Origin of the sequence: Streptomyces olivaceus (genome assembly GCF_000721235.1) — a bacterium.
Lineage (GTDB): Bacteria > Actinomycetota > Actinomycetes > Streptomycetales > Streptomycetaceae > Streptomyces > Streptomyces olivaceus.
This window is the reverse complement of record NZ_JOFH01000005.1, coordinates 78,071-104,076: the sequence shown is the minus strand read 5'-3', so window position 1 is coordinate 104,076 and position 26,006 is coordinate 78,071. Positions and strand designations below refer to the sequence as shown.

The following is a 26,006-nucleotide window of genomic DNA, read 5'->3' as shown; positions in this document are numbered from 1 at the left end:
CGTGACCCCGTCGACGCCCCCGCCCGCGTCCACTCCCCCGTCCCCGCCGTACGACTTCGACACGCCCGTGGACCGGCGCGGCACCTGGTGCACGCAGTGGGACTACGTCCAGGACCGTTTCGGCGTGCCGGACCTGCTGCCGTTCACGATCTCGGACATGGACTTCGAGACGGCCCCGGAGGTCCTGGCCGCGCTGCGGGGCCGCCTGGAACACGGGGTGCTCGGCTACTCGCGCTGGCGCCAGGACGACTTCCTCTCCGCGATCGTGCACTGGTACGCGGCACGGCACGGCACGGAGGTGGACCCCGCCCACGTGGTCTACGCGCCCTCCGTCGTCTACCAGATCTCGCAGCTGCTGCGCCTGTGGTCGCGGCCGGGTGACGGGGTGGTCGCCCACACGCCGATGTACGACGCGTTCCCCAAGACCGTCGCGGCGAACGGCCGGCGGCTGCGGGAGTGCCCCCTGGACGACTGGACCGAGCTGGAGCGGCTGCTGGCGCTGCCCGACACGGCCGTGCTCCTGCTGTGCTCGCCGCACAACCCGACGGGCCGGGTGTGGTCGGCGGACGAACTGGACCGGATGTCCGGGCTGTGCGCACGGTACGGCGTGGCGGTCGTCAGCGACGAGATCCACTCCGACCTGGCGCACGCCCCGCACGTCCACCGCCCCTGGGTCCAGCACGCCGGGGACAGCCGCTGGGCGGTGGTCACTTCGGCGTCCAAGTCGTTCAACATCCCGGCCCTGACGGGAAGTTACGGCATCATCGGGGACCCGGCGACGCACGAGGCGTATCTGCGCCGCCTCAAGGAGGCGGACGGTCTCTCCTCCCCCGCGGTGCTGTCGCTGGTCGGCCACATCGCGGCGTACCGCGCGGGGGCGCCCTGGCTGGACGCCCTGCGGACGTACCTCGCGGACAACCTCGCGATGGTCGCGGGCCGGCTGCGCGAGGAGTTCCCGCAGCTCGGCTGGGAGCCGCCGCAGGCGGGTTACCTGGCGTGGATCGACCTGCGCCCGCTCGGCGTCGACGACGAGGCGCTGCAGCGCGAGCTGGTGGAGGTGGAGAAGGTCGCCGTCATGCCCGGGGCGGCCTACGGCTCCCCGGGGCGGGTGCGGCTCAACGTCGGCTGCCCCCGGTCGAAGGCCCGCGCGGGTGTCGAGGCGCTCGTACGGGCGCTGCGGCGGCTGGTGGACGCCGGCTGACCGTGGGGCGCGGGACGACCGTGAACCCCGGCCGGCCCGGCAGATCCGGGGGGCCACCGCGGCACCCGGCGTCCGTGGGGACCGCGGGCGTCCTCGTCGTCCGCGGCCCGCGGGTGTCCCCGGCGTCAGCGGCGGGCGGGCGCCGGGTCGAGGGCCAGCGCGGCGAAGGTCGCCAGCCAGTGGTCGGTGGTGAAGTCGCCGCCCTCCACGGCCGGCATGCCCGCCGCGAGGTGCGCCTCGGCCGCCGCGTCCAGACGGTCCCGGACCGGGCCGTCGGGCAGGGCACCGGCGAGGGAGCGCAGCGCGGCGGCCCTGCTGAGCGCCAGACCCAGCAGGTGGCCGATCTGCGGGTCGGCGTGGTCGGAGACCACCGGCACCTCCAGGAGCGGGCAGGGGTCCCCGGCCCCGAGCCCGGGGAGGAAGCGGTCCAGCCAGGCCGCGAACCGCTCCGGCGCCAGGACCCTGCGCACGGCGTCCGCCTCGGTGAGCGCCGGGGACAGGAAGTCCTGACCCGAGGGTTCCCAGTGCGCGGGCGCGTCGTGGTCGTCGGCGAACCAGGTCAGCAGCCGTTCCCGTACGGCCCGCTCGGTGCCGGCGGACAGTTCGCCCGAGTCGAGTGCGAGCCCCAGCGCGAAGGCGCTGTTGGGGTGGTTGCCGTGCCGTACGGGATAGGTGGCCCGGGGCAGCCAGTCGGCCAGCAGCCCGTCGACGGCGTCGACGGCCTCCTTCAGCGCGTCGGCCCAGCGGGCGCCCTCGGCGCCCGGATGCGCCCGGCACTCGGCGGCGAGCGCCAGCAGCCAGGCCCAGCCGTAGGGGCGCTCGAAGGAGGGGCGGGCACGCAGGTAGGCGGCCTCGGCGGCGAGGTTGTCCGGGGTGAGGTGCCGGTCGAGCGCGGCGACGGCCGCCTCGGTGCCGGGGAGCGCGGGTGTGCCGCCGTGGCGGCGGAGCAGCCGGACGAGCAGCCAGTGCATGTGCACCGAGGAGTGCCAGTCGTAGGCGCCGTAGAACGCGGGGTGCAGCGAGCGCGGTGCGAGCCGCTCGTCGGGCGAGGTGATCAGGTGGGCGGGGAAGTTGGGGTACTCGCGGGTGATGTTCGCCAGGGCGAGCCGGGCGAAGGGGGCCGCGTGGGCGCTGAGCGGCATCAGTGGGTGGCTCCTTCGGTGACCTTCAGGTCCTGCTCGGCGGGCGTACGGGCGGCGGTGGCCAGCAGGGCGCGCAGGCCGTGGGCGACGGTGGCGGGCGGCAGGGAGGGCGCGGTGCCGTCGGGGACCTGGTCCGGCGCCCAGGGCACGTGCACGAACCCGCCGCGCAGGTGCGGGTATTCGGTGGCGATGAGGTGGCCGAGGCCGTACGCGACGTGGTTGCAGACGAAGGTGCCGGCCGTGTTGGAGACGGCGGCGGGCACACCGGCCTCGCGGATCGCGGCGACGCACGCCTTGACGGGGAGGGTGGAGAAGTAGGCGGCGGGGCCGCCCGGGACCACCGGCTCGTCGATCGGCTGCCCGCCCGCGTTGTCGGGAATGCGGGCGTCGTCGACGTTGATGCCCACGCGTTCGACGGTGACGCCCGGGCGCCCGCCCGCCTGCCCCAGGCAGAGCACCAGGTCGGGGTTCTCGGCCCGGACCGCGTCGCGCAGCGCGTCGAGGGACGCGCCGAAGACGCAGGGCAGTTCGGCGGCCGTGACGGTGAGACCGGCCGGCGGTTCGGCGGCCACCAGGGACGCTGCCTGCCAGGACGGGTTCACGCGCTCGCCTCCGAAGGGGGCGAAGCCGGTGATGAGGACTCGGTTCATGGACGTTCCTTGCCTTGCGGTCGGACGCGTGCCGGTACTGGGCCTTGCGGGTCGGGCGCGTGCCGGTACTGACGGGGGCCGGAGAGCCGGCGGTCGGAGGCCGGGCCGGGTCAGAAGGCGAAGAGCGCCATGATGACCGTGCAGCAGCCGAGCAGGGCGACGCCCGTCGGGAGCTGTGCCTTGATCGGCCCGTACTGGTCCTTCAGTTCGAGCAGGGTGGCGGGGACGATGTTGAAGTTGGCGGCCATCGGCGTGCAGAGGGTGCCGGCGAAGCCGGCCAGCATGCCGATCGCGAGCACGGCGGGCTCGTTGCCGTGCATCTGCTGGATGAGCACGGGCCAGCCGATCGCCGCGGTCATCACGGGGAACGCGGCGAAGGCGTTGCCCATGATGACGGTGAACAGGAACATGCCCACGCAGTACGCGACGACGGCGAAGTACTTCGAGTCGTCGGGGAGCACCTTGTTCATGATGTCGCCGACCTGGTCGCCGACCCCGGCGGCGGCGAAGATCGAGCCGAGCACGGCCAGGAGCTGGGGCAGCAGCAGGGCGGAGCCCATCGCCTCCAGCATGGAGCGGCCGGAGTGGATCGGCACGGAGAGCTTCTTCTCACCGGTGACGAGCATGCCGACGGCGAGCGCGACGACGCAGCCGAGGCCGAGCCCGAGGAGGGTGGCCTGTCCCGACTCGAAGAGCCCGGTCTCGTCCAGGACGGCGGCGCAGAGGATGGCGACGAGCGGAATGGTCAGCGCGGGGATGAAGATCTTGCTGCCGAGCCGGTCGGCGGCGGCCTCGCGCTGCTCGCCGGTGGTGGTGACGGGGACGCCCTTGCCGAGGAAGTTGAAGCCGGCCAGCACGATCAGGGCGAGGACGGCGGCCCCGAGCGGTTCCGCGGGCAGGGTCCAGCCGCCCTTGCCCGCGGTGGCGGTCGCGACGCCGGTGCCGTAGGGGAAGGTGAGTCCGAGCAGTCCCCAGAAGGCCGCGGAGGTCCACCGCTTGGGATTGCTGCGGTCGGTGGCCATCTGCACGGCCATGACGACGAAGACGAGGCCTATCAGCCAGTAGAGCCATTCGACCTTGATCACTTGTCGGCCCCCTCGGGAAGCGGCAGGTCGTGCTCGGCGGCGGCGAGCGCCATCTCGCGCTCCAGCTGCTTGTCCATGAGCAGCAGCCGGGCCCCGTGGATGAGGAAGGCGCAGACGGCGAGCGGGATCGCCCAGAGCGCGAGCTGGGTCGGCTCGATGTGCTGGTGGTACGTCGAGTTGACGAACCCGGTGATCAGCAGGATGGAGCCGATCGCGATGAAGCAGTCCTCGCCGAAGAAGACGCCCACGGTGTCGGCCGAGGCGGAGTAGGAGCGCACCTTCTCACGCAGCCGGTCGGGCAGCTTGGCACCGGTGGAGCGTTCGGCGGCGGCCTCGGCCATCGGCGCCACCAGGGGGCGCACGGTCTGCGCCGGGCCGCCGATGCTGTTCAGGCCGAAGGCCGCGGTGACCTGCCGGACCAGCAGGTAGACGGTGAGGAACCGGCCGGCGCTGAGCTTGCCCAGGCGGCCGATGAGGTTGCGGGCCTGCTCGCGCAGGCCGTAGCGCTCGAGCAGCCCGATCACCGGGAGCACGATGGCGTAGACGGTGACCGACCGGCTGTCGGCGAAGGACCGGCCGAAGGCCGCGAGGACCTCCAGCGGGTCCATCTTGCCGAGCAGTCCGGTGACGATACCGGCGACGCCCACCACGAGGACGGGGTTGCGGCGCGTGACGAATCCGAGGATCACCACGACCACACCGAGGAGAACGATCATTCGGTGGCCTTCTTCAGGCATGAGGGGGCAGGGCACGGATCCGGAGCTTCGGAACCGGACTCATCGGTCCCGGGGACCATAGCTCCGAATAAGTGGCAGATGCACGGACACTAGCGATCGTTCAACGATCTAACAAGAGGTGAATCCTCATCGATCGAAGCGACCGGGACCACCGAAGCCGCCGGAGCCGCCGGAGTCCCGGAGTCACCGAAGTCGCCGAAGCTGCGGGGTCGCCGAAGCGGCATACCCTTGTCGGATCGTTCAACGATCGTCTACTTTCGAGGTGTGATCGACCTCAACGCAGATCTCGGTGAGGGCTTCGGCCGCTGGACCCTCACCGACGACGCCGCCCTGCTCTCCGTCGTCACCAGCGCCAACGTCGCCTGCGGCTTCCACGCGGGCGACCCCTCGGTGATGCGCCGCGTCTGCGACCTCGCCGCCGCGCGCGGGGTGCGGATCGGGGCGCAGGTGTCCTACCGCGACCTGGCGGGCTTCGGACGGCGGGCCATGGACGTGCCCTCCGACGAGCTGGCGGCCGAGGTGGCGTACCAGATCGGTGCGCTCCGGGTCTTCGCCGAGGCCGCGGGCGCCGAGGTGGCCTATGTCAAGCCGCACGGCGCGCTCTACAACCGCACCGTCCACGACGCGGAGCAGGCCGGTGCCGTCGTGGCGGGGGTCGGGCTGGCGGGCGGCGCGCTGCCCGTGCTCGGACTTCCGGGGTCGCGGCTGCTCGCGGCCGCCGCGGACGCCGGGCTGACCGGTGTCCCGGAGGCCTTCGCCGACCGGGCCTACACCGCGCGGGGCACGCTGGTGCCCCGCCGCGAGCCGGGTTCGGTGGTGACGGACGGGGACGCGGTGGTACGCCGTGCGCTGGCGTTCGCCCTGGAGGGCTCCGTCGAGGCCGTGGACGGTACGGCCGTCGCGGTCGCCGCCCGCTCCCTGTGCGTGCACGGCGACACCCCGGACGCGGCCCGGATCGCGGCGCGGGTGCGCGAGGCGCTGGAAGCGGCCGGGGCCGATGTCGGAGCGTTCGCATGACGGACGGCCCGTCCCTCACCGCGCGGCCCGCCGGCCGCCACGCCCTCCTCGTCGAACTGTCCGACGCCGAGCACACCGCGGCCTTCCACGCCGAGGTGCTGCGCCGGCGCGCGGCGGGGACGCTGCCGCCGGTCGCGGAGATCGTGCCCGGCGCCCGGACCGTCCTGCTGGACGGCGTGGGCGACCCGGGGGCGCTGGCCCGCGGGGTCGCCGGCTGGGAGGTGCCGCCGGTCACCGCGGACGACGGGGAGGCGGTGGAGATCCCCGTACGCTACGACGGGCCGGACCTGGCCGACGTGGCGACCCTGTGGGGGGTCGCCCCCGAGGAGGTCGGGGCCCGCCACCGCGCCCACACCTACCGGGTCGCGTTCTGCGGCTTCGCCCCCGGTTTCGGCTATCTCACGGGACTGCCCGCCCGGCTGCACGTGCCCCGCCGCGCCACGCCCAGGACCCGCGTGCCGGCCGGTGCGGTCGCCCTCGCCGGCCCCTACAGCGCGGTGTACCCGCGCGCCACGCCGGGCGGCTGGCAGCTGATCGGCACCATGCCGGATCCGGGGGCGCTCTGGGATCCGGCGCGGGAGCGGGCGGCTCTGCTCGTGCCCGGGACGCGTGTGCGGTTCGTCACCGCCGACGCGGAGCCGACCGGCCCCGGCCGGGGCGGAGCGTCCCCGCAGGAGACGTCGGCGGCCGGCGCCGGCACGGAGGACGGAGCATGACGGCCGCGTTCACGACCGTCCGTTCCGGGGCCCTCACCACCGTGCAGGACGCGGGCCGCCCCGGCCACGCCCACCTGGGTGTCCCCCGCTCCGGCGCGCTGGACGCCCCCGCCATGCGGCTGGCCAACCGCCTCCTCGGCAACGCCCCGGACGCCGCCGTCCTGGAGACCACCCTGACCGGCTGCGCCCTGCGGCCCGACCGGGACGTCACCGCCGTGGTCGGCGGCGCGTACTGCCCGGTCAGCGTCGGCGGACGGCCGGCCGCCTGGGGCGCCCCGGTGCGGGTGCCGGCGGGCTCGGTCCTGGACGTGGGGGCGGCCGTCGCGGGGGTCCGCTCGTACGTGGCCGTCGCGGGCGGCATCGCGGCCGAGCCGGTCCTGGGCAGCCGCTCGACGGACCTGCTGTCGGGGCTCGGGCCGGCTCCGCTGCGCGACGGGGACGTCGTCGCGGTGGGCACCGCCCCGCGCCCGGTACCGCTGCCCGTCGCCGCCCCCTGGCCGGGGCCCGCCGCCGAACTGGTCCTGCCGGTGCGCCTGGGGCCCCGCGCCGACTGGTTCTCCCCGGCCGCCCTGCGCACCCTCGCCTCGGGCGCCTACCGCGTCTCCCCGCACAGCAACCGCATCGGCCTGCGCATGGAGGGACCGCCGCTCCAGCACGCGTCGACCGGCGAACTGCCCAGCGAGGGCATGGTCCTGGGCGCCGTCCAGGTCCCGCCGGACGGACACCCCGTCGTCTTCCTCAACGACCACCCGACGACAGGGGGCTACCCGGTCGTCGCCGTCGTCCTGGAGCCCGCCCTCGCGGCGGCGGCCCAGGCGGCGGCCGGCACTCCGGTGCGCTTCGTACTCGCCTGACCCCGGCCGCCCGCGCCGACCGACGGCGCCAGGGCGTCAAGGCGCCGGGGCCGCCGCGCCGCCGGTACCGCCGGTCCACAGGTAGGTGACCGCCACCCAGCCGTTGTCGTAGAGGCCGACGTTGTAGAAGGTGCCGTCGGCGAGGTCGATGCCGGCCGGGTTGGCGACCTGCCGGCCGAACTCGTCGCGCCCGGCGTTGTAGCCGCTCTCGTACGCGGCCTGCGCCTCGGGAAGGCCCTGGGGCAGGTCCTTCCACTGCTCGCGCAGCGCCGAGGGGTTCCAGTGGTCGTCGTGCGTGTTCCACGGCCCGACGTCCCACACCGGCGCCGTCTCGCAGCGGGCAGGCCCGCACACCTGCACGGAGTACTGAGTGCTGCCCTTCGGCGACAGGGCCCGCCGGGAGGGCAGGGCGACGAAGTGGTCGTCCTCCCGGATGACGTGGCCGTTGGCGGTGGTGTACCCGACCAGGCCCTCGCGGGTGGCGTAGAGGCGGGCCGAGAAGGCGGCGGGGGCGGGCTCGGCGGGGGCGCCGCCCGTGTCGTCGGCGGTCAGGGTCAACGCCCGTACGGCCGCCGTGGGCTCGCCCTTGGCGTTCCACAGTGTGAGGCGGGCCTGTACGTCGACGACCTCGCGGGGCAGTTCGGCCGGGGTGCCGGTCCCCGCCCGCCGCCACTCGGTCCAGGTGCCGTCGGCCGCGCGGCCGCGCACGTCGACCTCGACGTTCGCGGCGTCGGGCACCGTCGCGTCGAGGACAGCGGTGACCCGGTTCACGGGCCGGTCCACCCGGTGTGCCTCCAGGACGGCGGAGGCGTATCCGCGGTCCCGGCCGAGGGACGCGGGGCTGACCGAGCCGTCCCGCACCCGCAGGGCACCCGAGTCGTACCGGACGTTGACGCCGTCGGCGCCGGTACGGGAGAGGTCCGCCCGCCAGGACACGGGCGCGGGCGGGACCACCGCGTCGGCGGCGGGCGCCGCGGTGAGGGCCGCGCCGGCGAGGACCGCACCGGCGAGGGCGAGCGGGCGCGCCGCGGCGCCCGGCGCGCGTGTGGTCCGCGGTCCGCGGCACGGCAGGGAAGGGGTCGGCATCGGGCACTCCTGGGGCCGGGGCGTCCTCGGGGTCGAGGAAGCCGTGGAGACATGAGCGCCGTGGCCGGGCGGGTACGGGCCGGGCTGCGCCGCTGCGACCGTCGTACTCGAAGGAGATCCCGCGGACCCGGCAGGCCACGCGGACAGTCGCCGGTCCGGACCCGTCCGCCACCCGAGCGGAGCCGGCCGGCGTCCGCCGACGGCTGCGCGGGTCCGCACCGCCCGGCACCGCGCGCCGGGGCCCTCGCACCGCGCCCCAACCCCACCGGGGCGCAGCATGACGCCCGGGAGCCCGGACCGACGCCCCCCCCGGGACGCCCCGCCTCCACCGGCGTCACCGTCCGCGACCAGCAGCCCGCACCGGAAACCGCACACGCGCACCGCACCCGTGCCCACCGGCGCGCGGCCTCGGCGCCTCGCAGTCCGTACCGAGGATCTCGCCACTCGCGCCGGTCCCCCGCCGATGGGCGGCGGGCCCGGTCAGTGCGAAGGGCTGACGCCCCGGACGGTCAGGTCCAGCAGCCGGCGGCCCTCGGCGGCGGGGTCGCTGTGGTGCTCCGTGGCCAGCGCGATGCCGGTGACCAGCGTGACCAGGTCGGCGGCGGTCACGCCCGGTGCCACCGCGCCCTGTTCGGCCACCCGTCGCAGCAGCGGCTCGATCGCCCCCTCCAGCTTCACCGAGCAGGCGCTCACCTGCTCCGGTTCGACCAGCCGGTCCTGGACCAGCGCCTCGGCCATGCCCCGCGCCGAGGCGGAGTACTCGGTGAGCCCGCCCAGCCAGTCCAGGAGCGCGGCACGGGCGTCGGCCGCGTCCGCCAACGCCTCGGCGCGGGCGCACAGGGACTCGATGCGCTCCCTGAACACCGCCTCCAGCAGGGCCTGGCGGCCGGGGAAGTGCCGGCGCACGGTCGCCGAACCGACACCGGCCACGCGGGCGATCCGCTCCAGGGACGCGTCGGCGCCGTGCGCGGCGACCTCCTGCTCGGCGACGGCCAGGATCCGCGCGTAGTTGCGCCGTGCGTCCGCGCGCTGTTGGTCGGCCATGACGTCCTCTCGCGATTGCTAAACGGCGGGGTCCTCCGTATCGTACCCGGCAGATAAACGGCGGGCCCCGCCGTTTAGGGTCACCACTTCTGGAGGACACCCATGCCCACAGCTTCCGCACCCGTCCTGGTCACCGGCGCGACCGGCCGGCAGGGCGGCGCCGCCGCCCGCGCCCTGCTGAAGGCGGGCGTCCCGGTCAGGGCCCTGGTCCGGGACCCCTCGACGGACCGGGCCGCGGCAGTCGCGGCACTCGGCGCCGAACTGGTCGCCGGAGACCTGGACGACCGCGACTCGCTGACCCGGGCCGCCGAAGGGGCCCGTGCCGTCTTCTCGGTCCAGATGCCCGACTTCGGCCGGCGCGGTTTCGAGGGGGAGCTCGAGCAGGCCACCCACCTCATCGAGGCCGCCAGGGCGGCCGGGGTGCCCCAGTTCGTACACACCTCCGTCTCCGGCGCCGGGCAGCACACGAGCTGGGTGAAGGACGACTGGAGCTGGATGGAGCCCTACTACACGGCGAAGGCCGGAATCCAGGACCGGGTGCGCGACGCGGGCTTCGCCCGCTGGACGCTCCTCAAGCCGGGGTACTTCATGGAGAACCTGCTGCCCTCGGAGGCCATCGTGTTCCCGCGCGGGCTGGAGGGCGGGCTGGTGACGCTCCTGAAGCCCGCGACCCGGCTGTCCCTGGTCGCCGTCGACGACATCGGCGCGGCCGCCGCTGCCGCCGTGGCCGCACCCGAGCGGTTCGACCGGGTCGAACTGGAACTGGCGAGCGACGTCCTGACGATGCGGGAGATCGCCGGCATCCTCACCGAGCACCTGGACACCGCGGTGACCGCGCCGGACATGACCAAGGAGGAGGCGGTCGCCGCCGGGATGCCCGACATGGGCCTGGGGCAGGCGTCGCTCAACGAGCACCCGCAGCCGGCCCGGCCCGCCTTCGCCCGCGACCTGGGCATCCCGCTCACCGACTTCTCCACCTGGGCCCGGAAGCACCTTCCGACCTCGGCCTGACACCGGTCCCGCACACCGGGCGGGACACGGTCCACACACATGCAGCCAAGGCTGTACAGCTCACCCTGTGGAAGTTAGCCTGGCCGCATGAGTGAGAACCAGAGCCCCTCACCGACGGCGGTGCAGGCCTCGCGCGAGGTCCGTGCGGTCATCAGCCGGCTGCGCCGCCGCATCCTGAAGGCGTCCGAGGCCGAGGACATCACCCTGGGCCAGGCCTCGGTCCTGGCCCGCCTGTCCGACAAGGGCGGCGTCACGGCCAGCGAACTCGCGGCCACCGAGGGGGTCAGGCACCAGTCGATGACGGCGACGGTCTCCGCGCTCGCCTCCCTCGGCCTGGTCGAGCGCCGCCCCGACCCGGACGACGGGCGGCGCCTGCTGATCACGCTGACCGCGCGGGGCCTGCGCCGGGTGGAGGAAGGACGGCAGGCACGGACGGAGTGGCTCGCCGACCGGCTGCAGACGAGGTGCTCGGAGGAGGAGCGCCTGGCCGTGATCGAGACGATGGCCGTGCTGCAACGGCTCACCCGTGACTGAGGCGGAGGCGGAGGCGGCTCGCGACTCCGGCAGGCCGGCGTTCGACCGCAGACTGCTGCCGCCGCTGCTGCTGGGGTCGGTACTGAACCCGGTCAACTCGACGATCGTCGCGGTCGCCCTCGTTCCCATCGGCAGGGCCCTGGGCGCTCCCGCCTCGCAGACCGTTTGGCTGGTCTCCGCGCTCTACCTGGCCACCGCGCTCGGGCAGCCCGTCGTGGGTCGGCTCGTCGACCTCTTCGGGCCGCGCCGCCTCTTCCTCCTCAGTACCGGCCTCGTCGGCGTCGCCGGTGTCGTCGGGGCGCTGGCTCCCGGTCTGGGCGTGCTGATCGGCGCGCGCGTCCTGCTCGGGTTCGGCACCTGCGCCGGCTATCCGGCGGCGATGGCACTGGTGCGCAGCGAGGCCGAGCGCACCGGGCGGGACAGTCCCGGCGGGGTACTCACCGCGCTGGCCGTCGCCAACCAGACCGTCGCCGTCGTCGGCCCGCTGCTGGGCGGCCTGCTGATCGCGGTGGGCGGCTGGCGCGCCACCTTCGCGCTGAACGTTCCCCTGTCCGTCGCGGCCGTCGCACTGGGACTGCTGCGGCTGCCCCGCGAGGAACGGGCACCGGTGGGCGGTCCGGCACGGCGCGGGGGCGCGGTCGCCCGCCTGGACCTGCCCGGCATGGGGCTGTTCGCCGCCATGCTCGTCTCGCTGCTGCTCTTCCTGATGAACCTGCACCTGCGCGACTGGTACCTGCTCGCGCTGTCCGCCGCGGCGGGCGCCGCCTTCGCGGTCCGGGAGCTGCGGGCCACCACCCCCTTCATCGACCTGCGGGTCCTCGGCGGCAACACCCCGCTGCTGGCCACCTACGGGCGGGCGCTGGTCGCCTACGTCGTCGCGTACGCGTTCCTGTACGGCTTCACCCAGTGGACCGAGGAGGGCTTCGGACTGACGCCCTTCCACGCCGGGCTGGCGCAGATCCCCATGTTCCTGCTGGCGATCGGCGTCTCCGTCGTGTCGGGCCGCAGCCGGGGCGTGCGGGGGAAACTGCTGATCGGGGCCGCCGGACAGATAGCCGCCTGCGGGGTGATCCTCACCCTCACCGGGGACAGCCCGCTGTGGCTGCTGCTCCTCGTGGCGCTCGTCTTCGGCGTTCCGCAGGGACTGAACAACCTGGCCCTGCAGAACTCCGTCTACTTCCAGGCCGATCCCGCGCGCACCGCCTCCTCCGCCGGGCTGCTGCGCACCTTCGCCTACATCGGCTCGATGGTCGCCTCCGCCGCGACCGCCGCCTCCTTCGGGCAGCACGCCGACACCGGCGGACTGCACCGGCTGGCCTGGGTGATGCTCGGCGCCGCCGTGCTGTACCTGGTGCTCACCCTCTTCGACCGCACCCTCGGCCGGGTGGACACGCGGGACACGCGGACGGCGGCGTAGAGCGACGCCGCGGCCCCGGGCGCCACGGCCGGGCGGACGCCGGGTCAGTCGCCGGGCCGGCCGCCGTGCGTGGCGGCGGTGCGGTAGCCGGTGTACGTGTACGGGTTGTCGAGCACCTTCGTCTCGGGGACGTCGGGGTTCATCCCCTGGTCCCACGCCTCGGCGCCGAGCCGTGACCGCAGGTGCTCGACCGTCGAGTCGACGGTCCGGCGCACCTTGGCGAGGTCGACGCCGATCAGCCGGTGCTCGTGCTTGACGAGGCGACCGCCCGCCATCACGGTGTGCACGTCGCCGCGCTGGGCCTGGAGGGCGACGTGGCCGTAGGGGTTGAGGAGCGGGAACATCACCGGGGAGTGGTCGTTCTTGACGAGTACGACGTCGGCCCGCTTCCCGGCCTCCAGGCTGCCCACCCGGTCGTCGAGGCCGAGGGCTTTCGCCCCGCCCCGGGTCGCCCAGTCCACCACCTGCTCGGCCCGGAGGTGGGAGTGGGTCACGGTCTCGCCACCGGCGTGTGCCTCCAGGTGCTCGCGGGCGCGGTCGGCACCGAGGGTGGCCCGCATGGCGGAGAAGAGGTCGCCGCTCCACCACACGCTGGTGTCCATCGAGAGCGAGACGGGGATGCCGTGGGCGCGCAGGGCCCAGGTGGGCGGGTAGCCCTGACCGCAGCTCTGCTCGCTCTCGGTCGACACGGACACCGAACCGCCCGTGGCCGCGATCCGGTGGTAGGAGTCGGCGCCGAGCGTGGCGGCGTGCACGTAGACCGTGTCCGGGCCCATGAAGCCGTGCTCGTGCATCAGCCGGATGCCGTCGTCGTTGGTGGCGCCCCACACCCCGGCGTGCGTGGTCACGGGCACGCCCAGCTCCCGTGCCGCCTCGAAGGCCGCCTTCTCGGGGAAGTCCGGGTCGCCCGTGATGTCGAAGGCCAGTTGCAGGCCCGTACGGTCGCCGCCGAACCTGCGGTCGACGAAGGCGCGGAACTCCGGCGCGGCGGTCCACTCCCAGGGTGCTGCCCGGATGTTGCCGTAGGCGAGCACGAACCGTCCCGGGACCTCGTCGAGGGCGTCGAGTGCGGCGTCCGCGTGCTCCACGGTCTGCAGGCCGTGCGACCAGTCGACGGTCGTGGTGACGCCGGAGTCGAGCGCCTCGACGGCCGCCAGCAGGTTGCCCGCGTAGACGTCCTCGGGCCGGAAGTGCGTGCCGTGCTCCAGGTAGTACCAGACGAAATACTGGGTGAGGGTCCAGTCGGCGCCGTAACCGCGCATCGCGGTCTGCCACATGTGCCGGTGTGTGTCGATCATGCCGGGCATCACGATGCCGCCGGTGGCGTCGATCTCGCGGGTGCCCTCGGGGACCGCCAGCAGGGGGCCGACGGCCTCGATCCGCTCGCCGACGACCAGTACGTCGGCCCCGCGGTGCAGCGTCCTGCGGTCGTCCATGGTGAGGACGGTGCCGTTGCGGAACACCACGGGCGCCCCGGGCCGGCCCGTGCCGAGTCCTGACGAGTTGCCGGCCGCGTTCATCCGTTCCTCCGACTCGTAGCGTGAGGAGTGCGTTCAGCCCGCGAAGTACGGTGTCAGCCCGCGGAGTACCTTGACCGTGGCGGACGCACGTCCGCCTGCCGGACGCTTGGTTGGTGCGTAACGATGTGTCCGGACCCCAGGCCCTGTCAAGGCTCCCGCCCGAACGGAACCCGGCGGGCTTCCGGCGGGCGGCCGACGGCCGTCCGCGGGTTTCCGACGGCCGCTTCCGGCGGCTCCGGGCCGCACGAGCCGCCAGGCGGACAGGCTGACCGGAGCGGCTAGTCTCAGGACGGAGGCACCCCGTGGTGCCCGATCAACTCCGAGCAGCAGGAGCCACCGTGCCCCGTCGTGACGACGACCCGAACTTCATCGAGGCGATCGCCCGCGGTTTCGACGTGATCAAGGCCTTCGGCCCGCACACACCCGTCATGGGTCTGAGCGAGGTGGCGTCCGCCACCGGGCTGGCACGGCCGACGGTGCGGCGGATCCTGCTGACCCTGGAGACCCTGGGCTACGCGCGCTCGCTGCCCGGCGGAGGCTTCACCCTCACCGCCCGGGTGCTCGACCTGGGGCTCACCCACGTCCAGTCGCTGGGGCTGTGGGGAGTGGCCCGCCCGCACATGGAGCGCCTGGTCGCCCGCACGCACGAGTCGACGTCCGTCGCGCAGTTGGACGGGTCCGACATCGTCTACGTGGCCAGGGTCGCCGTACCCAGGATCATCGCCTTGGCGGTGAGCATCGGCACCCGCTTCCCGGCACCGCAGACCTCCCTCGGCAAGGTGCTGCTCGCCGGTCTCGAGCCGGCCGAGCTGGACAAGGCGCTGGCCGAACCGAGCCGTTCCGGCGCCGAGCCGCGCCACCGGTTCGACCGGGCCGAACTGGACGGGGCGCTGCGGGAGGTGCGGGCCAGGGGATGGGCCCTGACCGACCAGGAGCTGGCCGCGGGCATCCGGTCGGTGGCGGCACCGCTGCGCGACGGGGAGGGCCGGGTGATCGCGGCGATGAACGTCACCGTGCACGCGGCCGAGACCTCGGTCGAGACGCTGCGCGAGGAGTACCTGCCGCTGCTGCTGCACGCGGCGGGCGAGGTGAGCGCGGACTTCGCGCGCTGTGGCGCACTCCCGCGGACACCGATGGCGTGAAGGCGCCGACGGCCTGAGGACACCGAGGCGTTACGCGGGTGACCGAGGCGTGACGCGGGTGCCGGGGTCTTGACACCACACCCCCGGCGCTTCGAGACTCCGCCTCACGGACACCCGTCCGCACAACGGACATGGGGAGCGCTGAGGCATGGCAGAGGCAACGACCCGGTCCGAGGGCCCCGCCACCCGCGGACCGCTGGACGGGCTGCTGGTGGCCGACTTCTCACGCATCCTCGCCGGTCCGTACGCGACCATGCTGCTCGCCGACATGGGCGCCGAAGTGATCAAGGTGGAGAGCCCCGGGGGCGACGACACCCGCACCTGGCTCCCGCCGACGCGCGACGGGGTCTCCACGTACTACCTCGCCGTCAACCGCAACAAGCGTTCGCTGGCGCTGGACCTCAAGGACGAGGCCGACGCGGAGCTGGCCCGTGAACTGGCCGCCCGCGCCGACGTGGTGATCGAGAACTTCAAGCCGGGCGGGCTGGCCCGATTCGGCCTGGACTACGCCGCCGTGCGGCAGGCCAACCCCGGCGTCGTCTACGCCTCGATCAGCGGGTTCGGACCGCAGGCCGACCCGTCCCTTCCCGGCTACGACCTGATGGTCCAGGCCGTTTCCGGGCTGATGAGCCTCACCGGGGACCCGCACGGCCCGCCCTACCGGGCCGGCATCTCGGTCTTCGACGTGCTGACGGGGATGCACGCCGCCCTCGGCATCCTCGCGGCACTGCACCACCGCGGCCCTTCGGGCGCCGGGCAGCACCTGGAGGTCAACCTGCTCTCCTCTGCGCTGTCCGGGCTGGTCAACCACTCCAGCGCCTACGTGGCCGGCGGGGAGGTCCCGCACCGGATGGGCAACGCCCACCCGAGCCTGTTCCCCTACGAGCCCCTGCCCGTCGCCGACGGCGAACTCGTCGTCATCGCGGGCAACGACGGCCAGTTCGCGAAGCTGTGCGAGGTACTGGGCCTGCCCGGCCTGCCGGCCGACCCGCGCTTCGCGCGCAACCAGGACCGCACCGCCCACCGCGACCTGCTCCGCCCGCTGCTCGTGGAACGGCTGGCGACCCGCACCAAGAAGGACCTCTTCCACCGGCTGCTCGCCGCGGGCGTGCCCTGCGCCCCCATCAACACGGTCGCGGAAGGCGTCGCGTTCGCCGAGGAGGTGGGGCTCGACCCGGTGGCCGCGGCGGGCGAGGGCGGGGCGGCGGTGCCGACCGTGCGCCACCCGATCTCCTTCTCGGCCACCCCGCCGCGACACGAACTGCCCCCGCCCGCCCTGGACGCCGACGGACCCGCGCTGCGCACCTGGCTCACCGGCCCGCGGGACTGAACCGCGCCTCCGCCCCGCCGGCCCCCGTGCACCGAGCCGCCCCGGCCCGTCCCCCTGCCGACCGCGAGCCACCCCGCCGCCCCCGGCGGACCGTCCCCACTCCGAGGAGCAGCACCGTGCAGGAATCCGCGCACGACGGCACGCCGCGGTACCCGACGTCGCTCGGCACCTCCGACGCCGACAGCATCAGCCTGCTCGGCCACGACCTGGCCGGGGAGCTGATGGGCAAGGTCGGATTCGGTGAACTGGCCCTCTGGCTCGTCACGCAGCGTCGTCCGGAACCGGGCGACGTCCGCGTCTTCGAGGCCGTGCTCGTCGCCCTGGCCGACCACGGGTTCACCCCGACCGCGATCACGACCCGGCTCACCTACCTGTCCGCCCCCGACTCCGTGCAGGGCGCCCTCGCGGCCGGGCTGCTGGGCGGCGGCTCCCGGTTCCTCGGCGTCACCGAGGACTGCGGCGCCTTCCTGCACGACATCGTGGCCGCGCACCCGCAGCGGCTGCCCGACGAGGCGGACGAGGCGGGCTGGGACCGGCTGGCCCTGCAGACGGTCCGGGTGGCCCACGCGCAGCGGCGGCGGGTGCCGGGGCTCGGGCACCCGGTGCACAAGGTGCGGGACCCGCGTACGCCCGTGCTGCTGCGGATCGCCGAGGACAACGGCCGCAAGGGGCCGCACCTGCGCCTGTTCGAGGCCGTCGGCAGGGTGCACCCCCAGGTGCTGGGCCGCACCCTGCCGCTCAACGGCGCCGGCGTGTGCGGCGCGGCCCTGGCCGACCTGGGTCTGCCGGTCGGACTGCTGCGCGGTTTCGCGCTGCTGGCCCGCACCGCGGGTCTCCTCGGGCACCTCGCGGAGGAGCAGCGTGCCCCCGTGGGCATGGACGTCTACCTCTCCGTCGACCGCAACGCCCGGTACGCCGACCCGTCCGGGAACGGCTGAACGGGCCGACCGCCCCGCACCCCGACCGCCCCGTGTCGCGGACGCGACCCACAACCCACCGGCCCGCGGCCTACGACCCCAACTGCGCGATCCGCACTGCGCGACCCACGACCCACAGCCCGATCCGTGCGTCCGACAACTCCGTGCATCCGACGAGGGAATCACCATGGCAGAGCTGGTGGCGGTCATCGCCTCGACCCATCACCCCTTCTACTACCGGGCGAGCAGGGCCACCGGCGAGCACCGGCCGCCGTTCGCCGACGCCTGGGTGGCCAAGATCGAGAAGTTCCGCGAGACGCTGACCAGAGCCCGTCCGGACGTCCTGGTGATGGTCGGCTCCGACCACTTCCACCAGCTCTGGCTGGACAACATGCCCCAGTTCCTGGTCGGCAAGGCCCCGTTCTACGACGCCAACTTCTACAACGAGGAGCGCGAGTTCGGCCTGCCGCGCATGCTGCTCACCGGGCACGAGGAACTCTCCGCGCACGTGCTGCGCCAGGGACTGGACGCGGGCTTCGACCTGGCCTTCAGCAACGAGCTGCGGATCGACCACTCGATCACCTGCCCGATCATCACGCTGCGGCCCGAGGTCGACCTGCCGATCGTTCCGGTCTACACCAACATCTTCGCTCCCCCGCTGCCGCGTCCCCGTCGGTTCGTGCAACTCGGCCGCGCACTGCGGGAGATGGTCGAGAGCTGGCCCTCCGACCAGCGTGTCGCGGTCATCGGCACCGGTCACCTCTCCCTGGAACTGGGCGGCCCGCGCCAGTTCGGGGACCACGGTCCCGACCCGGAGTTCGACCGCAGGGCCGTCGAGTGGATCGCGAACGGGGACATCGAGGGCTGTCTGTCCGAGGTCACCCTCGACAGCCTGCACCGCCCGGGCAACGCCACCCACGGCTTCATGGACTTCATGCTGATGATGGGCGTCGCGGGCGAGGGCGTGCGGGCCGACCACGTCGACACCCTCGACCTGTTCCACACCATGGAGGCCTACTTCACCTGGTATCCGAAGGGAGCCGACGCATGAGCAAGTACCTGGTGAACAAGTTCCTGTACACCGTGGACCGCGATCCCGCGCTGGTGGAGCGCTACCGCGAGGACCCGCGCGCCACCGTCGCCTGGTGGGAGGCGGCGCGGGCCGGCGTCCTCCTGGGCTGCGCCGGCGGGGAGGACTCCACCTGGACGCGGTTCGAGGACGCCGAACGCGAGGCGCTCGCGACCCACGACCATCCGGCGCTCTTCGCACTGGGCGCCCACCCGTTCCTGACCCTCACGCTGTTCATCGCCCTGTTCGAGCGCGACCACGAGGGCCTGGGCTACCAGAAGCAGTACGCCGAGCGTCTGGCGCACTTCGCCCTCCCCTACCCGGACATCGCGACGTGAACGCCGGTCCGCTCCCGCTCCGGCGGCTGCCGCGCGGGCACGGCTCGCGCGCACCCCGGGAACGGTTCCGCAATCCCCCGGGGGCACGGCGGCGAGGCCGGGGACCTCAGAAGTCTTCCCCCAAGTCCATTGACCCGAAAGGCGTTTCTGCCTAACGTCCCGTCAAGCTCCCCAGGAAGCCTTTCACCGCCCCGGCCCCACGCCCGGGCGGCCCCCTGCGACCTTTGTGCTCCGCAAGACCGCCATGGCTGAACGCACCTGGTGAACGGTCTTCGGTCGCCGCACGTCGACTCACCGAAAGAAGCACATGCACAGAACCCCCGCACGCCGCGCCTCCGTACTGGTCGCCGCCGTGTCCTCCCTCAGTCTCCTCACCGCCGGCTGCGGTGACGGCGACGGCTCCGCGGACGACGACGTGGCGACGAGCGGCAAGAACGCCGAAGCGTCCCCCAACGCCCCCACCAGGACGGGCATGACCATTAGCTTCCTGCCCAAGCAGGTGGACACGCCGTACTTCGACATGGCCGACGCCGGCGGGGAGCGCGCCGTCAAGGAGCTGGGCTCGACCTTCAAGGAGGTGGGCACCGAGCAGAGTGCGGACGCCTCCGAGCAGGTGGCCCACGTCAACCGGCTCACCGAGCAGAAGGTCGACGCGATCGCCGTCTCGGCGCTGGACCCCGACGCGCTGTGCGGCCCGCTCAAGAAGGCCATGGACGCGGGCATCAAGGTCGTCACCTTCGACTCCGACACCAAGCCCGAGTGCCGCTACGCGTTCGTCTCCCCGGCGAGCGCCGAGGACATCGCCGTACGGCAGCTGGAACTGCTGGGCGAGCAGGTCGGCTACGAGGGCGACGTCGCGATCCTCTCGGCCGCCGAGACGGCCACGAGCCAGAACGCCTGGATCGCCGGCATCAAGACGGAGATGCAGGACGCGCGGTACAAGGACATGCGGCTCGTCGACGTCGTTCACGGCGACGACGAGGCGGACAAGTCCTACGCGAAGGCCGAGGAGCTGACGCAGAAGTACCCGAAGCTGAAGGGCATCCTCTCCCCCACCACCAACGGCCTCAAGGCCGCAGCGAAGTACCTGTCCCAGTCGGAGTTCAAGGGCGACGTGAAACTGACCGGTCTCGGCGCCCCCAACGACATGCGCCCGTACATCGAGGACGGCACGGTGGAGGAGTTCGTGCTGTGGGACCCGGCCAAGCTCGGCGAGCTGACCGGGTACGCGGCCGTCGCCCTCGCCTCCGCGCAGATCACCGGCCGCGAGGGGCAGATGTTCCTCGCCGGCGACATGGGCTGGTACCAGATCAGCCAGAACGGCGTCATCGCGCTCGGCGAGCCGACGGTCTTCAACGCCGGCAACATCGACGACTACGACTTCTGAGCGGCGCCCGCGCCCGTCCCCGCGGGAGACGTCCGGCGCTGCGGTGAGTGCGGCGGCCCCGGCCGCCGCACTCACCGTACGTCTCCGCCGGACCTCCCCGGGCCGGGAGGCCCCCCGGCGTTCAGATGCTGCAGTGCCTCGACCAGTTCGTGGCAGGCCCCCTCCACGGACCGCCGGGTGTGCAGCTGCTCGCTGATCACCGCGGACAGCAGCAGCGCGGTCAGACCGAGGGTCCCGTTGAACGCCTGCAGTTCCATCATGGCCTCGATCTCGGTCAGCCTCCCGAAGGATCCGGCCCCCTGCCGCGCCGCGACGGTGGCCAGCACGGAGGCGAGCAGGGCGCAGGACATGCCGCCCGCGAGCTGGAACCGCAGCACGGACCAGATCAGGAGCGGGTACACCAGGAAGAGCACACTGACCGAGCTGTACGTGATCAGCGGCACCAGGACGCACACGACGACGGCGAGCCCGAGCGCCTCGGCCCAGCGCACGGACGGCGGTGGCAGGCGGGCCCGGTACATCAGGAGCAGCAGCGGGGTGACGAGGACGACGCCCATGGCGTCACCGACCCACCAGGCCAGCCAGACGAGCCCGAGATGGCCGGTCGGGATCTCGTCGGACCACAGCAGCATGCCGACGCCCATGCCCGAGCTGACCAGCGTGGCGGTCAGCGCCCCGAGGAAGACCAGCGCCAGTCCGTCGCGCAGCCGGCTCAGGCTCACGCGGAACCCGACCGCGCGCAGCAGCAGGTGGGCGAGGACCGGGGCGGCGGTGTTGCCGACCACGATCCCCAGGGCCGCGGCTCCGGGGTTGCCGAGCCGGAGGACGGTCAGCAGCACACCGAGCGCGATGCCCGGCACGCACCAGGGGCCGAACAGCAGCAGGGCGGCCACCGCGACGCCGCTGGCCGGCCAGATGGGCGTGGCGACCGCTCCGTCCGCGCTCAGCTGCTGCGACAGCCCCAGCCTCCCCGCCGCGTAGTAGCAGCCGGCGAGCAGCAGCGTTCCGCAGGCGAGGACGACCGGCCGCGGCCATGCTCGGACACCCTCCACAGCAGCCATCAGACACCGGTGCCGCCGCGGCGGCGAGGCGAGCGACGCGCGGGAGGGCCCTACGGCGTAACCGGGACCCCCGTCGTGGGGCCCTGCGGCGGCGTGACGGCGCGCCCGTCATGGCCGACGACGAGCACGGCGGCGTCGTCCTCGTGCCCGCTCAGTTCGGCGTTCTTGAGCACCGCGGCGGCCAGCTCGTGCGCCTCCATGCCGGTGACGGCGGCGAGACCCGCCAGTCGGACCACGCGTTCGAGTCCGTCGTCGACACTCAGCGAGGGCCCCTCCACGACACCGTCCGTGACCAGGACGAACACCCCGCCGGTAGCGAGCCGGTACCGGGTCACCGGGTACTCGCTGCCCTCCATGACGCCCAGCGGCGGTCCGCCCTCGTCCCGGCAGACCTCCGCCCTGCCGTCCGCAGTGGCCCGGACGCAGGGGATGTGGCCGGCCCGCGCGCTCTCCAGGAGGCCGGTGGCCGGGTCGTAGCGCAGGAAGGTGCAGGTGGCGAAGAGGTCCTTGTTGAGGGAGAGCACCAGTTCGTTGGTGCACGCGAGCAGGGAGCCGGGCTCGCCGGTGACGGACGCGAGTGCCCGCAGGCCGACCCGCACCTGTCCCATGAACGCCGCCGCGTCGATGGCGTGTCCCTGGACGTCCCCCACGGAGAGGCCGATGCTGCCGTCGGGGAGCGGGAAGGCGTCGTACCAGTCGCCACCGACGTTCAGTCCGGCGTACGCGGGCGAATAGCAGGCGGCCAGGTGGATGCCGGGGACCACGGGCAGGTCGACGGGGAGCATGTCGCGCTGGAGGGCGATCGCCAGCTCCACCTGGGACCGCCTCAGCTCGGCCAGCTCCCGTGCCTGAGTGGTCAGCGACGCCAGCCGGGCCAGCAGCTCCTCGCCGTCGGGTGCGCGACTCCTGCGGAACATCGACCACTCCCGGACCGGGCCGCCCTCGAAGATCCCATCGGCATCCTGTCGGCCCCTGGACACTGCCAGTGTGTCATCCGGCCCGCGGGCGGGCACGTCGGGGCCGTAGAGCGGGGCGGGGCCGTAGAGCGGGGCGGGGCCGTAGAGCGGGGCGGAGCCGTAGAGCGGGGCGGAGCCGTAGAGCGGGGCGGAGCCGGACCGCGCCCCGCCGGAGGTGCGGGTACTCCCGGCGTCGCCCGGGGCGCGAGCCCGTGGCCCGGGCCCGGTGTGCTCCCCGTCACGCCGTGGGCGGCGGGCCGTTCCGTACCCTTGCGGCATGCGGATGCGCCCCACTCTGAGCTGGACCCCGGACGCGGACCTGCCGCCGGGCACCACGGATCCGGCGCCGGTGGCCGAAGCCCTGCGCGCCGGCCGCGTGCTGGTGCTCAGCGGCGCGGGCATGTCCACGGAGTCGGGCATCCCGGACTACCGGGGCGAGGGCGGGAGTCTGAGCCGGCACACGCCGATGACCTACCAGGACTTCACCGGCAGCCCGCAGGCGCGCCGCCGGTACTGGGCACGCAGCCACCTCGGCTGGCGCACCTTCGGCCGGGCCCGTCCGAACGCCGGGCACCGGTCGGTGGCGGCCTTCGGACGCGACGGTCTGCTCACGGGCCTGATCACGCAGAACGTGGACGGACTGCACCAGGCGGCCGGCAGTGAGGACGCCGTGGAGCTGCACGGCAGCCTGTCCCGGGTCGTCTGCCTGTCCTGCGGCGCGCTCAGCCGGCGCCGCGAACTGGCGCTGCGCCTGGAGGAGGCCAACGCCGGCTTCTCGCCGGTGGCCGCCGGCATCAACCCGGACGGCGACGCCGACCTCAGCGACGAGCAGGTGGGCGACTTCCGTGTGGTGCCCTGCACGGTCTGCGGCGGCGTTCTCAAGCCGGACGTGGTGTTCTTCGGCGAGGCGGTCCCGCCGCAGCGCGTCGAGCACTGCCGCGCCCTGGTCCGCGAGGCGGCCTCGCTGCTGGTCCTCGGCTCCTCGCTGACGGTGATGTCCGGGCTGCGGTTCGTGCGCCAGGCGGCCCGGGAGGGGAAGCCGGTGCTGATCGTCAACCGGGACCCGACCCGCGGCGACCGGGAGGCCGTCACACGGGTCGCGCTGCCGCTCGGCGCGGCCCTGACCACGGTCGCCGACCGGCTGGGCGTCCCCGTCCAGGACCCCGCGACGGCCTGACGCAGGCGCCGCGACGACCCGACGGCAGCGCGGCGACGATCCGGCGAAGGCCGGCTGGGGCGTGGTCCGGACCGTCCGGCCCGGACGCGGAACTCCCGCGGGCCACCCTCTTGACCGCGGTGCCTCCACTCCATACAGTCCTCGCACCTCACGAGGTACATCGATTAACCAATCGTTAACCGCTTGGTTGGAGACCACCCCTGTGCGCTCATCGCTGACTCGGCGCGACCTGCTCGCCGCCGGTTCCGGCCTGGCTGCGGCCGCTGCCCTGCCCGCTCTGTCCGGGTGTTCGTCGTTGGCGTCGGCGGACTCCGACCCGGACACCCTCGTCGTCCACACCCAGCTCGGCACGACCGCGCCGGGCTCCCCCACGTACCTCGCGGCCGTCGACCTCTTCCACGAGGAGAACCCGGGGATCAAGGTCAAGAACCTGGTCAACAGCGACGACCTCGCCCAGGTCTACGAGACCTCGCGGCTGGCCCGCAAGGAGGCCGACGTCGTGATGGTCAACCTCTACGACAAGACGCTGGCCTGGACGGACGTCGACGCGACCGTCGACGTCGGCCCGTACCTGGACGCGTGGGGACTGCGTGAGCGGGTCCTGCCCGCCGCCCTCGCGGACTGGACCGACGACGAGGGGCGGGTCAGGGCGTTCCCCTACTTCGCCACCAACTGGCCCGTCGCCTACAACCGCGCCCTGCTCGACCGGGCCGGGGTCGACTCGATCCCCACCACGGGCGACCAGCTGATCGCCGCGGCCCGCAAGCTGCGCGCCAAGGGGCTCGCCCCCGTGACCGTGGGCGGCAACGACTGGACCGGCCAGAAGCTGATGGCGCAGATCATCCAGACCTTCCTGTCCCAGGACGAGGCCCGGCACGTCTACTCCACCGGCGACTTCGGCGGGCGCGGCGCCCGCCGGGGCATCGAGTACTTCACGCATCTGCGGGACGCCGGTGTCTTCGCGGACAAGGCGCAGGGGCTCACGTCCGACTCGATGAACACGCAGTTCAACACCGAGGAGGCCGCGATCCAGTCGGCGATGTCCTCGGCCCTGGCCAAGGTGCCGGACGAGGTGGCGCACCACACCGAGGTGGGCGGCTGGCCGCTGGCCGACGGCGCCGCGCACGAGGGGCCGACGGTCATCCGTGCCTACACCCTGATCGGGTTCTGGATCAGCCCCAACGGCGTGCGCAAGATCGAGCAGGTCGAGAAGTTCCTGCGGTTCATGTACCGGCCCGAGATCGTGGCCCGGTTCGTGACGGAGAGCGGCCGGGACATGGCCCTGCGCACGGACGCCGTCAGCACCGGTTTCCCCCTGGTCGGGGCGGCCCAGCGGCTCGGACCCGAGGTGAGCCAGGTGCTGCTGCCCGACGTGTACGTGCCGCCGGCCGCGGCGCAGTCGCTGATCACCGCGACGAGCACGTCCTTCACCCGCGGCACGACGGCGGCCCAGGTGCGGGCCGCACTCGAGTCCGCGTACCGGTCGGCGTGAGCCGCATGCCCGAGCCCGGCCCCGGCCTCACCCCCGCCCCCGCCCCCGCATCCGCATCCGCATCCGCATCCGCATCCGCCCGGAGTCTCTCCGGCTCCGTCGTCGTCCGGCACCCCGCCGTGCCCGCCGCCCGGCACCCCTCCGTTTCCGCCACCCGTTCTCCGGGAGTCACCGCATGACGACCCTCACCACGACGCCGGACGGCAGCGCGGCCCGTCGCTCCGCCCCGCCCTCGCCCCCGGCCGCCGCGCGCCGCGCCCGGCAGGGCGGGACCGTCCTCGCGGTGCCCGCGCTGGTCTGGTACCTGGTGTTCATGGTCGGGCCGCTCCTCGCGATCTTCGTGATCGCGGCCCTGCACTGGCCGGGCATGCTCCAGCCGGTGTCCTTCGCGGGCCTGGACAACGTCCGGGTGGTGCTGGACGACCCGGTGTTCTGGGACGCGGTCCGCAACACCGCCGTCCAACTGGCCGTCGCCCTGCCGGTGATGATCGTGTGCGCGTACATGCTGGGCTACTACGTGGCCCAGCGCCCGCCCGGCCACCGGGTCATCCGCTACCTGCTCTTCATCCCCGGACTGATTTCTACGCCGGCCAAGGCCATGGTCTTCTACGCCGCCCTGTCGCCGGACGGCCTGCTCAACGGGGCGCTGGAAGGCGTGGGTCTGGGCTCCCTGACCGACGCCTGGCTGGCCTCGCCCTCGACGGCGCTGGCGGCGCTGATCGCCCTGGACATCTGGGCGGGCATCGGCTTCACCGCCGTACTGTTCGCGGCCCGGCTGGGCAGTGTGCCGGACGAGCTCGGGGAGGCCGCCCAGCTGGACGGGGCGGGGCACTGGCGGACCATGTGGTCGGTGCACTTCGCGGTGATCCGGGACTACGTCGGCGTGGTGACGATGCTCCAGTTCCTGTGGACGCTGTTCGGCTCCGCGCAGCACGTGCTGCTGCTGACGCAGGGCGGGCCGGGGACGTCGTCGACCACCCTGTCGTTCCTCGTGTACCAGAAGGCGTTCATCGCCGCCGACCTCGGCTACAGCCAGACCGTCGGCGTCCTCCTCTTCCTCGCCGGTCTCGTCGGGCTGCTGACGATCCGCCGCGTCTTCCGCCAGAACTACTGATTCGGAGCA

The 26,006-nt window shown here is 73.6% G+C and carries 25 protein-coding genes; 16 read left to right on the top strand and 9 right to left on the bottom strand.

Features of this window, described 5'->3' with window-relative positions; all coding sequences use genetic code 11:
• Position 1: 1 nt before the first annotated feature.
• Positions 2–1,201 (top strand): MalY/PatB family protein, encoded by a 1,200-nt coding sequence (locus IG94_RS0108235; protein WP_031033019.1) that lies wholly within the window; start codon positions 2–4, stop codon positions 1,199–1,201.
• A gap of 125 nt (positions 1,202–1,326) precedes the next feature.
• Here IG94_RS0108235 and IG94_RS0108230 read toward each other — a convergent pair whose 3' ends face one another.
• The 4 genes from IG94_RS0108230 to IG94_RS0108215 form a co-directional block, all read right to left on the bottom strand.
• Positions 1,327–2,343, bottom strand: a complete 1,017-nt coding sequence (locus IG94_RS0108230) for a DUF2891 domain-containing protein (protein ID WP_031033018.1) — start codon at positions 2,341–2,343, stop codon at positions 1,327–1,329.
• Complete coding sequence (gene pcp / locus IG94_RS0108225) at positions 2,343–2,993, bottom strand: pyroglutamyl-peptidase I (RefSeq protein ID WP_031033015.1); 651 nt, start codon at positions 2,991–2,993, stop codon at positions 2,343–2,345. The genes IG94_RS0108230 and pcp overlap by 1 nt, the downstream gene beginning before the upstream one ends.
• A 110-nt stretch (positions 2,994–3,103) precedes the next feature.
• On the bottom strand, positions 3,104–4,078 hold the full coding sequence (locus IG94_RS0108220; protein WP_031033014.1) for a DUF979 domain-containing protein: 975 nt from the start codon (positions 4,076–4,078) through the stop codon (positions 3,104–3,106).
• Positions 4,075–4,794: a DUF969 domain-containing protein gene (locus tag IG94_RS0108215; protein ID WP_031033013.1), complete on the bottom strand. Its 720-nt coding sequence runs from the start codon at positions 4,792–4,794 to the stop codon at positions 4,075–4,077. Before IG94_RS0108215 ends, IG94_RS0108220 begins: the two co-directional genes overlap by 4 nt.
• Positions 4,795–5,079: 285 nt before the next feature.
• On the opposite strand from IG94_RS0108215, the gene IG94_RS0108210 reads away from it, so the two are divergent.
• Genes IG94_RS0108210 through IG94_RS0108200 form a run of 3 tightly spaced genes read left to right on the top strand, consistent with a single transcriptional unit; the run spans position 5,080 to position 7,402 of the window.
• On the top strand, positions 5,080–5,832 hold the full coding sequence (locus tag IG94_RS0108210; RefSeq protein ID WP_031033011.1) for a LamB/YcsF family protein: 753 nt from the start codon (positions 5,080–5,082) through the stop codon (positions 5,830–5,832).
• Positions 5,829–6,548, top strand: a complete 720-nt coding sequence (locus IG94_RS0108205) for a 5-oxoprolinase subunit B family protein (protein ID WP_031033010.1) — start codon at positions 5,829–5,831, stop codon at positions 6,546–6,548. Before IG94_RS0108210 ends, IG94_RS0108205 begins: the two co-directional genes overlap by 4 nt.
• Positions 6,545–7,402 carry a 5-oxoprolinase subunit C family protein gene (locus IG94_RS0108200; RefSeq protein ID WP_031033009.1) on the top strand — a complete coding sequence of 286 codons (858 nt, stop codon included), beginning with the start codon at positions 6,545–6,547 and terminating at the stop codon, positions 7,400–7,402. The genes IG94_RS0108205 and IG94_RS0108200 overlap by 4 nt, the downstream gene beginning before the upstream one ends.
• A gap of 36 nt (positions 7,403–7,438) precedes the next feature.
• Here the strand turns inward: IG94_RS0108200 and IG94_RS0108195 are convergent, their stop codons facing one another.
• On the bottom strand, positions 7,439–8,488 hold the full coding sequence (locus IG94_RS0108195) for a hypothetical protein (RefSeq protein ID WP_224326515.1): 1,050 nt from the start codon (positions 8,486–8,488) through the stop codon (positions 7,439–7,441).
• Between the two features lie 480 nt (positions 8,489–8,968).
• Positions 8,969–9,532, bottom strand: a complete 564-nt coding sequence (locus tag IG94_RS0108190; protein WP_031033006.1) for a TetR/AcrR family transcriptional regulator — start codon at positions 9,530–9,532, stop codon at positions 8,969–8,971.
• Between the two features lie 102 nt (positions 9,533–9,634).
• Between IG94_RS0108190 and IG94_RS0108185 the strand changes: the two genes are divergently transcribed.
• The 3 genes from IG94_RS0108185 (at position 9,635) to IG94_RS0108175 (ending at position 12,494) form a co-directional block, all read left to right on the top strand.
• On the top strand, positions 9,635–10,543 hold the full coding sequence (locus tag IG94_RS0108185) for an NmrA family NAD(P)-binding protein (protein WP_031033005.1): 909 nt from the start codon (positions 9,635–9,637) through the stop codon (positions 10,541–10,543).
• An 87-nt stretch (positions 10,544–10,630) separates the two neighbouring features.
• Complete coding sequence (locus IG94_RS0108180) at positions 10,631–11,077, top strand: MarR family winged helix-turn-helix transcriptional regulator (RefSeq protein ID WP_031033003.1); 447 nt, start codon at positions 10,631–10,633, stop codon at positions 11,075–11,077.
• On the top strand, positions 11,070–12,494 hold the full coding sequence (locus IG94_RS0108175) for an MFS transporter (RefSeq protein ID WP_031033002.1): 1,425 nt from the start codon (positions 11,070–11,072) through the stop codon (positions 12,492–12,494). Before IG94_RS0108180 ends, IG94_RS0108175 begins: the two co-directional genes overlap by 8 nt.
• A gap of 44 nt (positions 12,495–12,538) precedes the next feature.
• On the opposite strand, the gene IG94_RS0108170 is transcribed toward IG94_RS0108175, so the two are convergent.
• Positions 12,539–14,014, bottom strand: a complete 1,476-nt coding sequence (locus IG94_RS0108170) for an amidohydrolase family protein (protein WP_052410590.1) — start codon at positions 14,012–14,014, stop codon at positions 12,539–12,541.
• 338 nt (positions 14,015–14,352) lie between these two features.
• On the opposite strand from IG94_RS0108170, the gene IG94_RS0108165 reads away from it, so the two are divergent.
• From IG94_RS0108165 to rhaS, 6 genes are all read left to right on the top strand, one after another.
• The gene (locus tag IG94_RS0108165; RefSeq protein WP_031032999.1) at positions 14,353–15,156 is read left to right on the top strand and encodes an IclR family transcriptional regulator domain-containing protein; all 804 of its coding nucleotides are present in this window, start codon (positions 14,353–14,355) and stop codon (positions 15,154–15,156) included.
• Between the two features lie 148 nt (positions 15,157–15,304).
• The gene (locus tag IG94_RS0108160) at positions 15,305–16,486 is read left to right on the top strand and encodes a CaiB/BaiF CoA transferase family protein (RefSeq protein WP_052410589.1); all 1,182 of its coding nucleotides are present in this window, start codon (positions 15,305–15,307) and stop codon (positions 16,484–16,486) included.
• A 116-nt stretch (positions 16,487–16,602) separates the two neighbouring features.
• Positions 16,603–17,424: a citryl-CoA lyase gene (locus IG94_RS0108155; protein WP_031032995.1), complete on the top strand. Its 822-nt coding sequence runs from the start codon at positions 16,603–16,605 to the stop codon at positions 17,422–17,424.
• A 166-nt stretch (positions 17,425–17,590) separates the two neighbouring features.
• Positions 17,591–18,454, top strand: a complete 864-nt coding sequence (locus IG94_RS0108150) for a DODA-type extradiol aromatic ring-opening family dioxygenase (RefSeq protein WP_031032993.1) — start codon at positions 17,591–17,593, stop codon at positions 18,452–18,454.
• Positions 18,451–18,810 (top strand): hypothetical protein, encoded by a 360-nt coding sequence (locus IG94_RS0108145; protein ID WP_031032992.1) that lies wholly within the window; start codon positions 18,451–18,453, stop codon positions 18,808–18,810. The genes IG94_RS0108150 and IG94_RS0108145 overlap by 4 nt, the downstream gene beginning before the upstream one ends.
• 307 nt (positions 18,811–19,117) lie before the next feature.
• Complete coding sequence (gene rhaS / locus IG94_RS0108140) at positions 19,118–20,197, top strand: rhamnose ABC transporter substrate-binding protein (protein WP_031032991.1); 1,080 nt, start codon at positions 19,118–19,120, stop codon at positions 20,195–20,197.
• Between the two features lie 71 nt (positions 20,198–20,268).
• Here the strand turns inward: rhaS and IG94_RS0108135 are convergent, their stop codons facing one another.
• Positions 20,269–21,258 carry an MASE1 domain-containing protein gene (locus IG94_RS0108135; RefSeq protein ID WP_031032989.1) on the bottom strand — a complete coding sequence of 330 codons (990 nt, stop codon included), beginning with the start codon at positions 21,256–21,258 and terminating at the stop codon, positions 20,269–20,271.
• Positions 21,259–21,308: 50 nt separating this feature from the next.
• The gene (locus IG94_RS0108130) at positions 21,309–22,175 is read right to left on the bottom strand and encodes a PP2C family protein-serine/threonine phosphatase (protein WP_031032988.1); all 867 of its coding nucleotides are present in this window, start codon (positions 22,173–22,175) and stop codon (positions 21,309–21,311) included.
• Between the two features lie 316 nt (positions 22,176–22,491).
• Between IG94_RS0108130 and IG94_RS0108125 the strand changes: the two genes are divergently transcribed.
• The 3 genes from IG94_RS0108125 (at position 22,492) to IG94_RS0108115 (ending at position 25,997) form a co-directional block, all read left to right on the top strand.
• Entirely contained in the window at positions 22,492–23,391 is a 900-nt protein-coding gene (locus IG94_RS0108125) for an NAD-dependent protein deacetylase (RefSeq protein WP_031032986.1), read from the top strand.
• 202 nt (positions 23,392–23,593) lie between these two features.
• Positions 23,594–24,883, top strand: coding sequence for an ABC transporter substrate-binding protein (locus tag IG94_RS0108120; protein WP_031032985.1), 1,290 nt, complete (start codon positions 23,594–23,596; stop codon positions 24,881–24,883).
• A 175-nt stretch (positions 24,884–25,058) separates the two neighbouring features.
• Positions 25,059–25,997, top strand: coding sequence for a carbohydrate ABC transporter permease (locus IG94_RS0108115; protein ID WP_031032983.1), 939 nt, complete (start codon positions 25,059–25,061; stop codon positions 25,995–25,997).
• The last annotated feature ends 9 nt before the right edge of the window (positions 25,998–26,006 follow it).

What these genes read in the sequence shown, in the direction of transcription:
- IG94_RS0108230 (WP_031033018.1), bottom strand. Translation starts at nt 2,343, where the DNA reads ATGCCGCTCAGCGCCCACGCGGCCCCCTTCGCCCGGCTCGCCCTGGCG.
- pcp (WP_031033015.1), bottom strand. Translation starts at nt 2,993, where the DNA reads ATGAACCGAGTCCTCATCACCGGCTTCGCCCCCTTCGGAGGCGAGCGC.
- IG94_RS0108215 (WP_031033013.1), bottom strand. Translation starts at nt 4,794, where the DNA reads ATGATCGTTCTCCTCGGTGTGGTCGTGGTGATCCTCGGATTCGTCACG.
- IG94_RS0108205 (WP_031033010.1), top strand. Translation starts at nt 5,829, where the DNA reads ATGACGGACGGCCCGTCCCTCACCGCGCGGCCCGCCGGCCGCCACGCC.
- IG94_RS0108200 (WP_031033009.1), top strand. Translation starts at nt 6,545, where the DNA reads ATGACGGCCGCGTTCACGACCGTCCGTTCCGGGGCCCTCACCACCGTG.
- IG94_RS0108195 (WP_224326515.1), bottom strand. Translation starts at nt 8,488, where the DNA reads ATGCCGACCCCTTCCCTGCCGTGCCGCGGACCGCGGACCACACGCGCG.
- IG94_RS0108190 (WP_031033006.1), bottom strand. Translation starts at nt 9,532, where the DNA reads ATGGCCGACCAACAGCGCGCGGACGCACGGCGCAACTACGCGCGGATC.
- IG94_RS0108185 (WP_031033005.1), top strand. Translation starts at nt 9,635, where the DNA reads ATGCCCACAGCTTCCGCACCCGTCCTGGTCACCGGCGCGACCGGCCGG.
- IG94_RS0108180 (WP_031033003.1), top strand. Translation starts at nt 10,631, where the DNA reads ATGAGTGAGAACCAGAGCCCCTCACCGACGGCGGTGCAGGCCTCGCGC.
- IG94_RS0108170 (WP_052410590.1), bottom strand. Translation starts at nt 14,014, where the DNA reads ATGAACGCGGCCGGCAACTCGTCAGGACTCGGCACGGGCCGGCCCGGG.
- IG94_RS0108160 (WP_052410589.1), top strand. Translation starts at nt 15,305, where the DNA reads ATGGCAGAGGCAACGACCCGGTCCGAGGGCCCCGCCACCCGCGGACCG.
- IG94_RS0108150 (WP_031032993.1), top strand. Translation starts at nt 17,591, where the DNA reads ATGGCAGAGCTGGTGGCGGTCATCGCCTCGACCCATCACCCCTTCTAC.
- IG94_RS0108145 (WP_031032992.1), top strand. Translation starts at nt 18,451, where the DNA reads ATGAGCAAGTACCTGGTGAACAAGTTCCTGTACACCGTGGACCGCGAT.
- rhaS (WP_031032991.1), top strand. Translation starts at nt 19,118, where the DNA reads ATGCACAGAACCCCCGCACGCCGCGCCTCCGTACTGGTCGCCGCCGTG.
- IG94_RS0108135 (WP_031032989.1), bottom strand. Translation starts at nt 21,258, where the DNA reads ATGGCTGCTGTGGAGGGTGTCCGAGCATGGCCGCGGCCGGTCGTCCTC.
- IG94_RS0108130 (WP_031032988.1), bottom strand. Translation starts at nt 22,175, where the DNA reads ATGTTCCGCAGGAGTCGCGCACCCGACGGCGAGGAGCTGCTGGCCCGG.
- IG94_RS0108125 (WP_031032986.1), top strand. Translation starts at nt 22,492, where the DNA reads ATGCGGATGCGCCCCACTCTGAGCTGGACCCCGGACGCGGACCTGCCG.
- IG94_RS0108115 (WP_031032983.1), top strand. Translation starts at nt 25,059, where the DNA reads ATGACGACCCTCACCACGACGCCGGACGGCAGCGCGGCCCGTCGCTCC.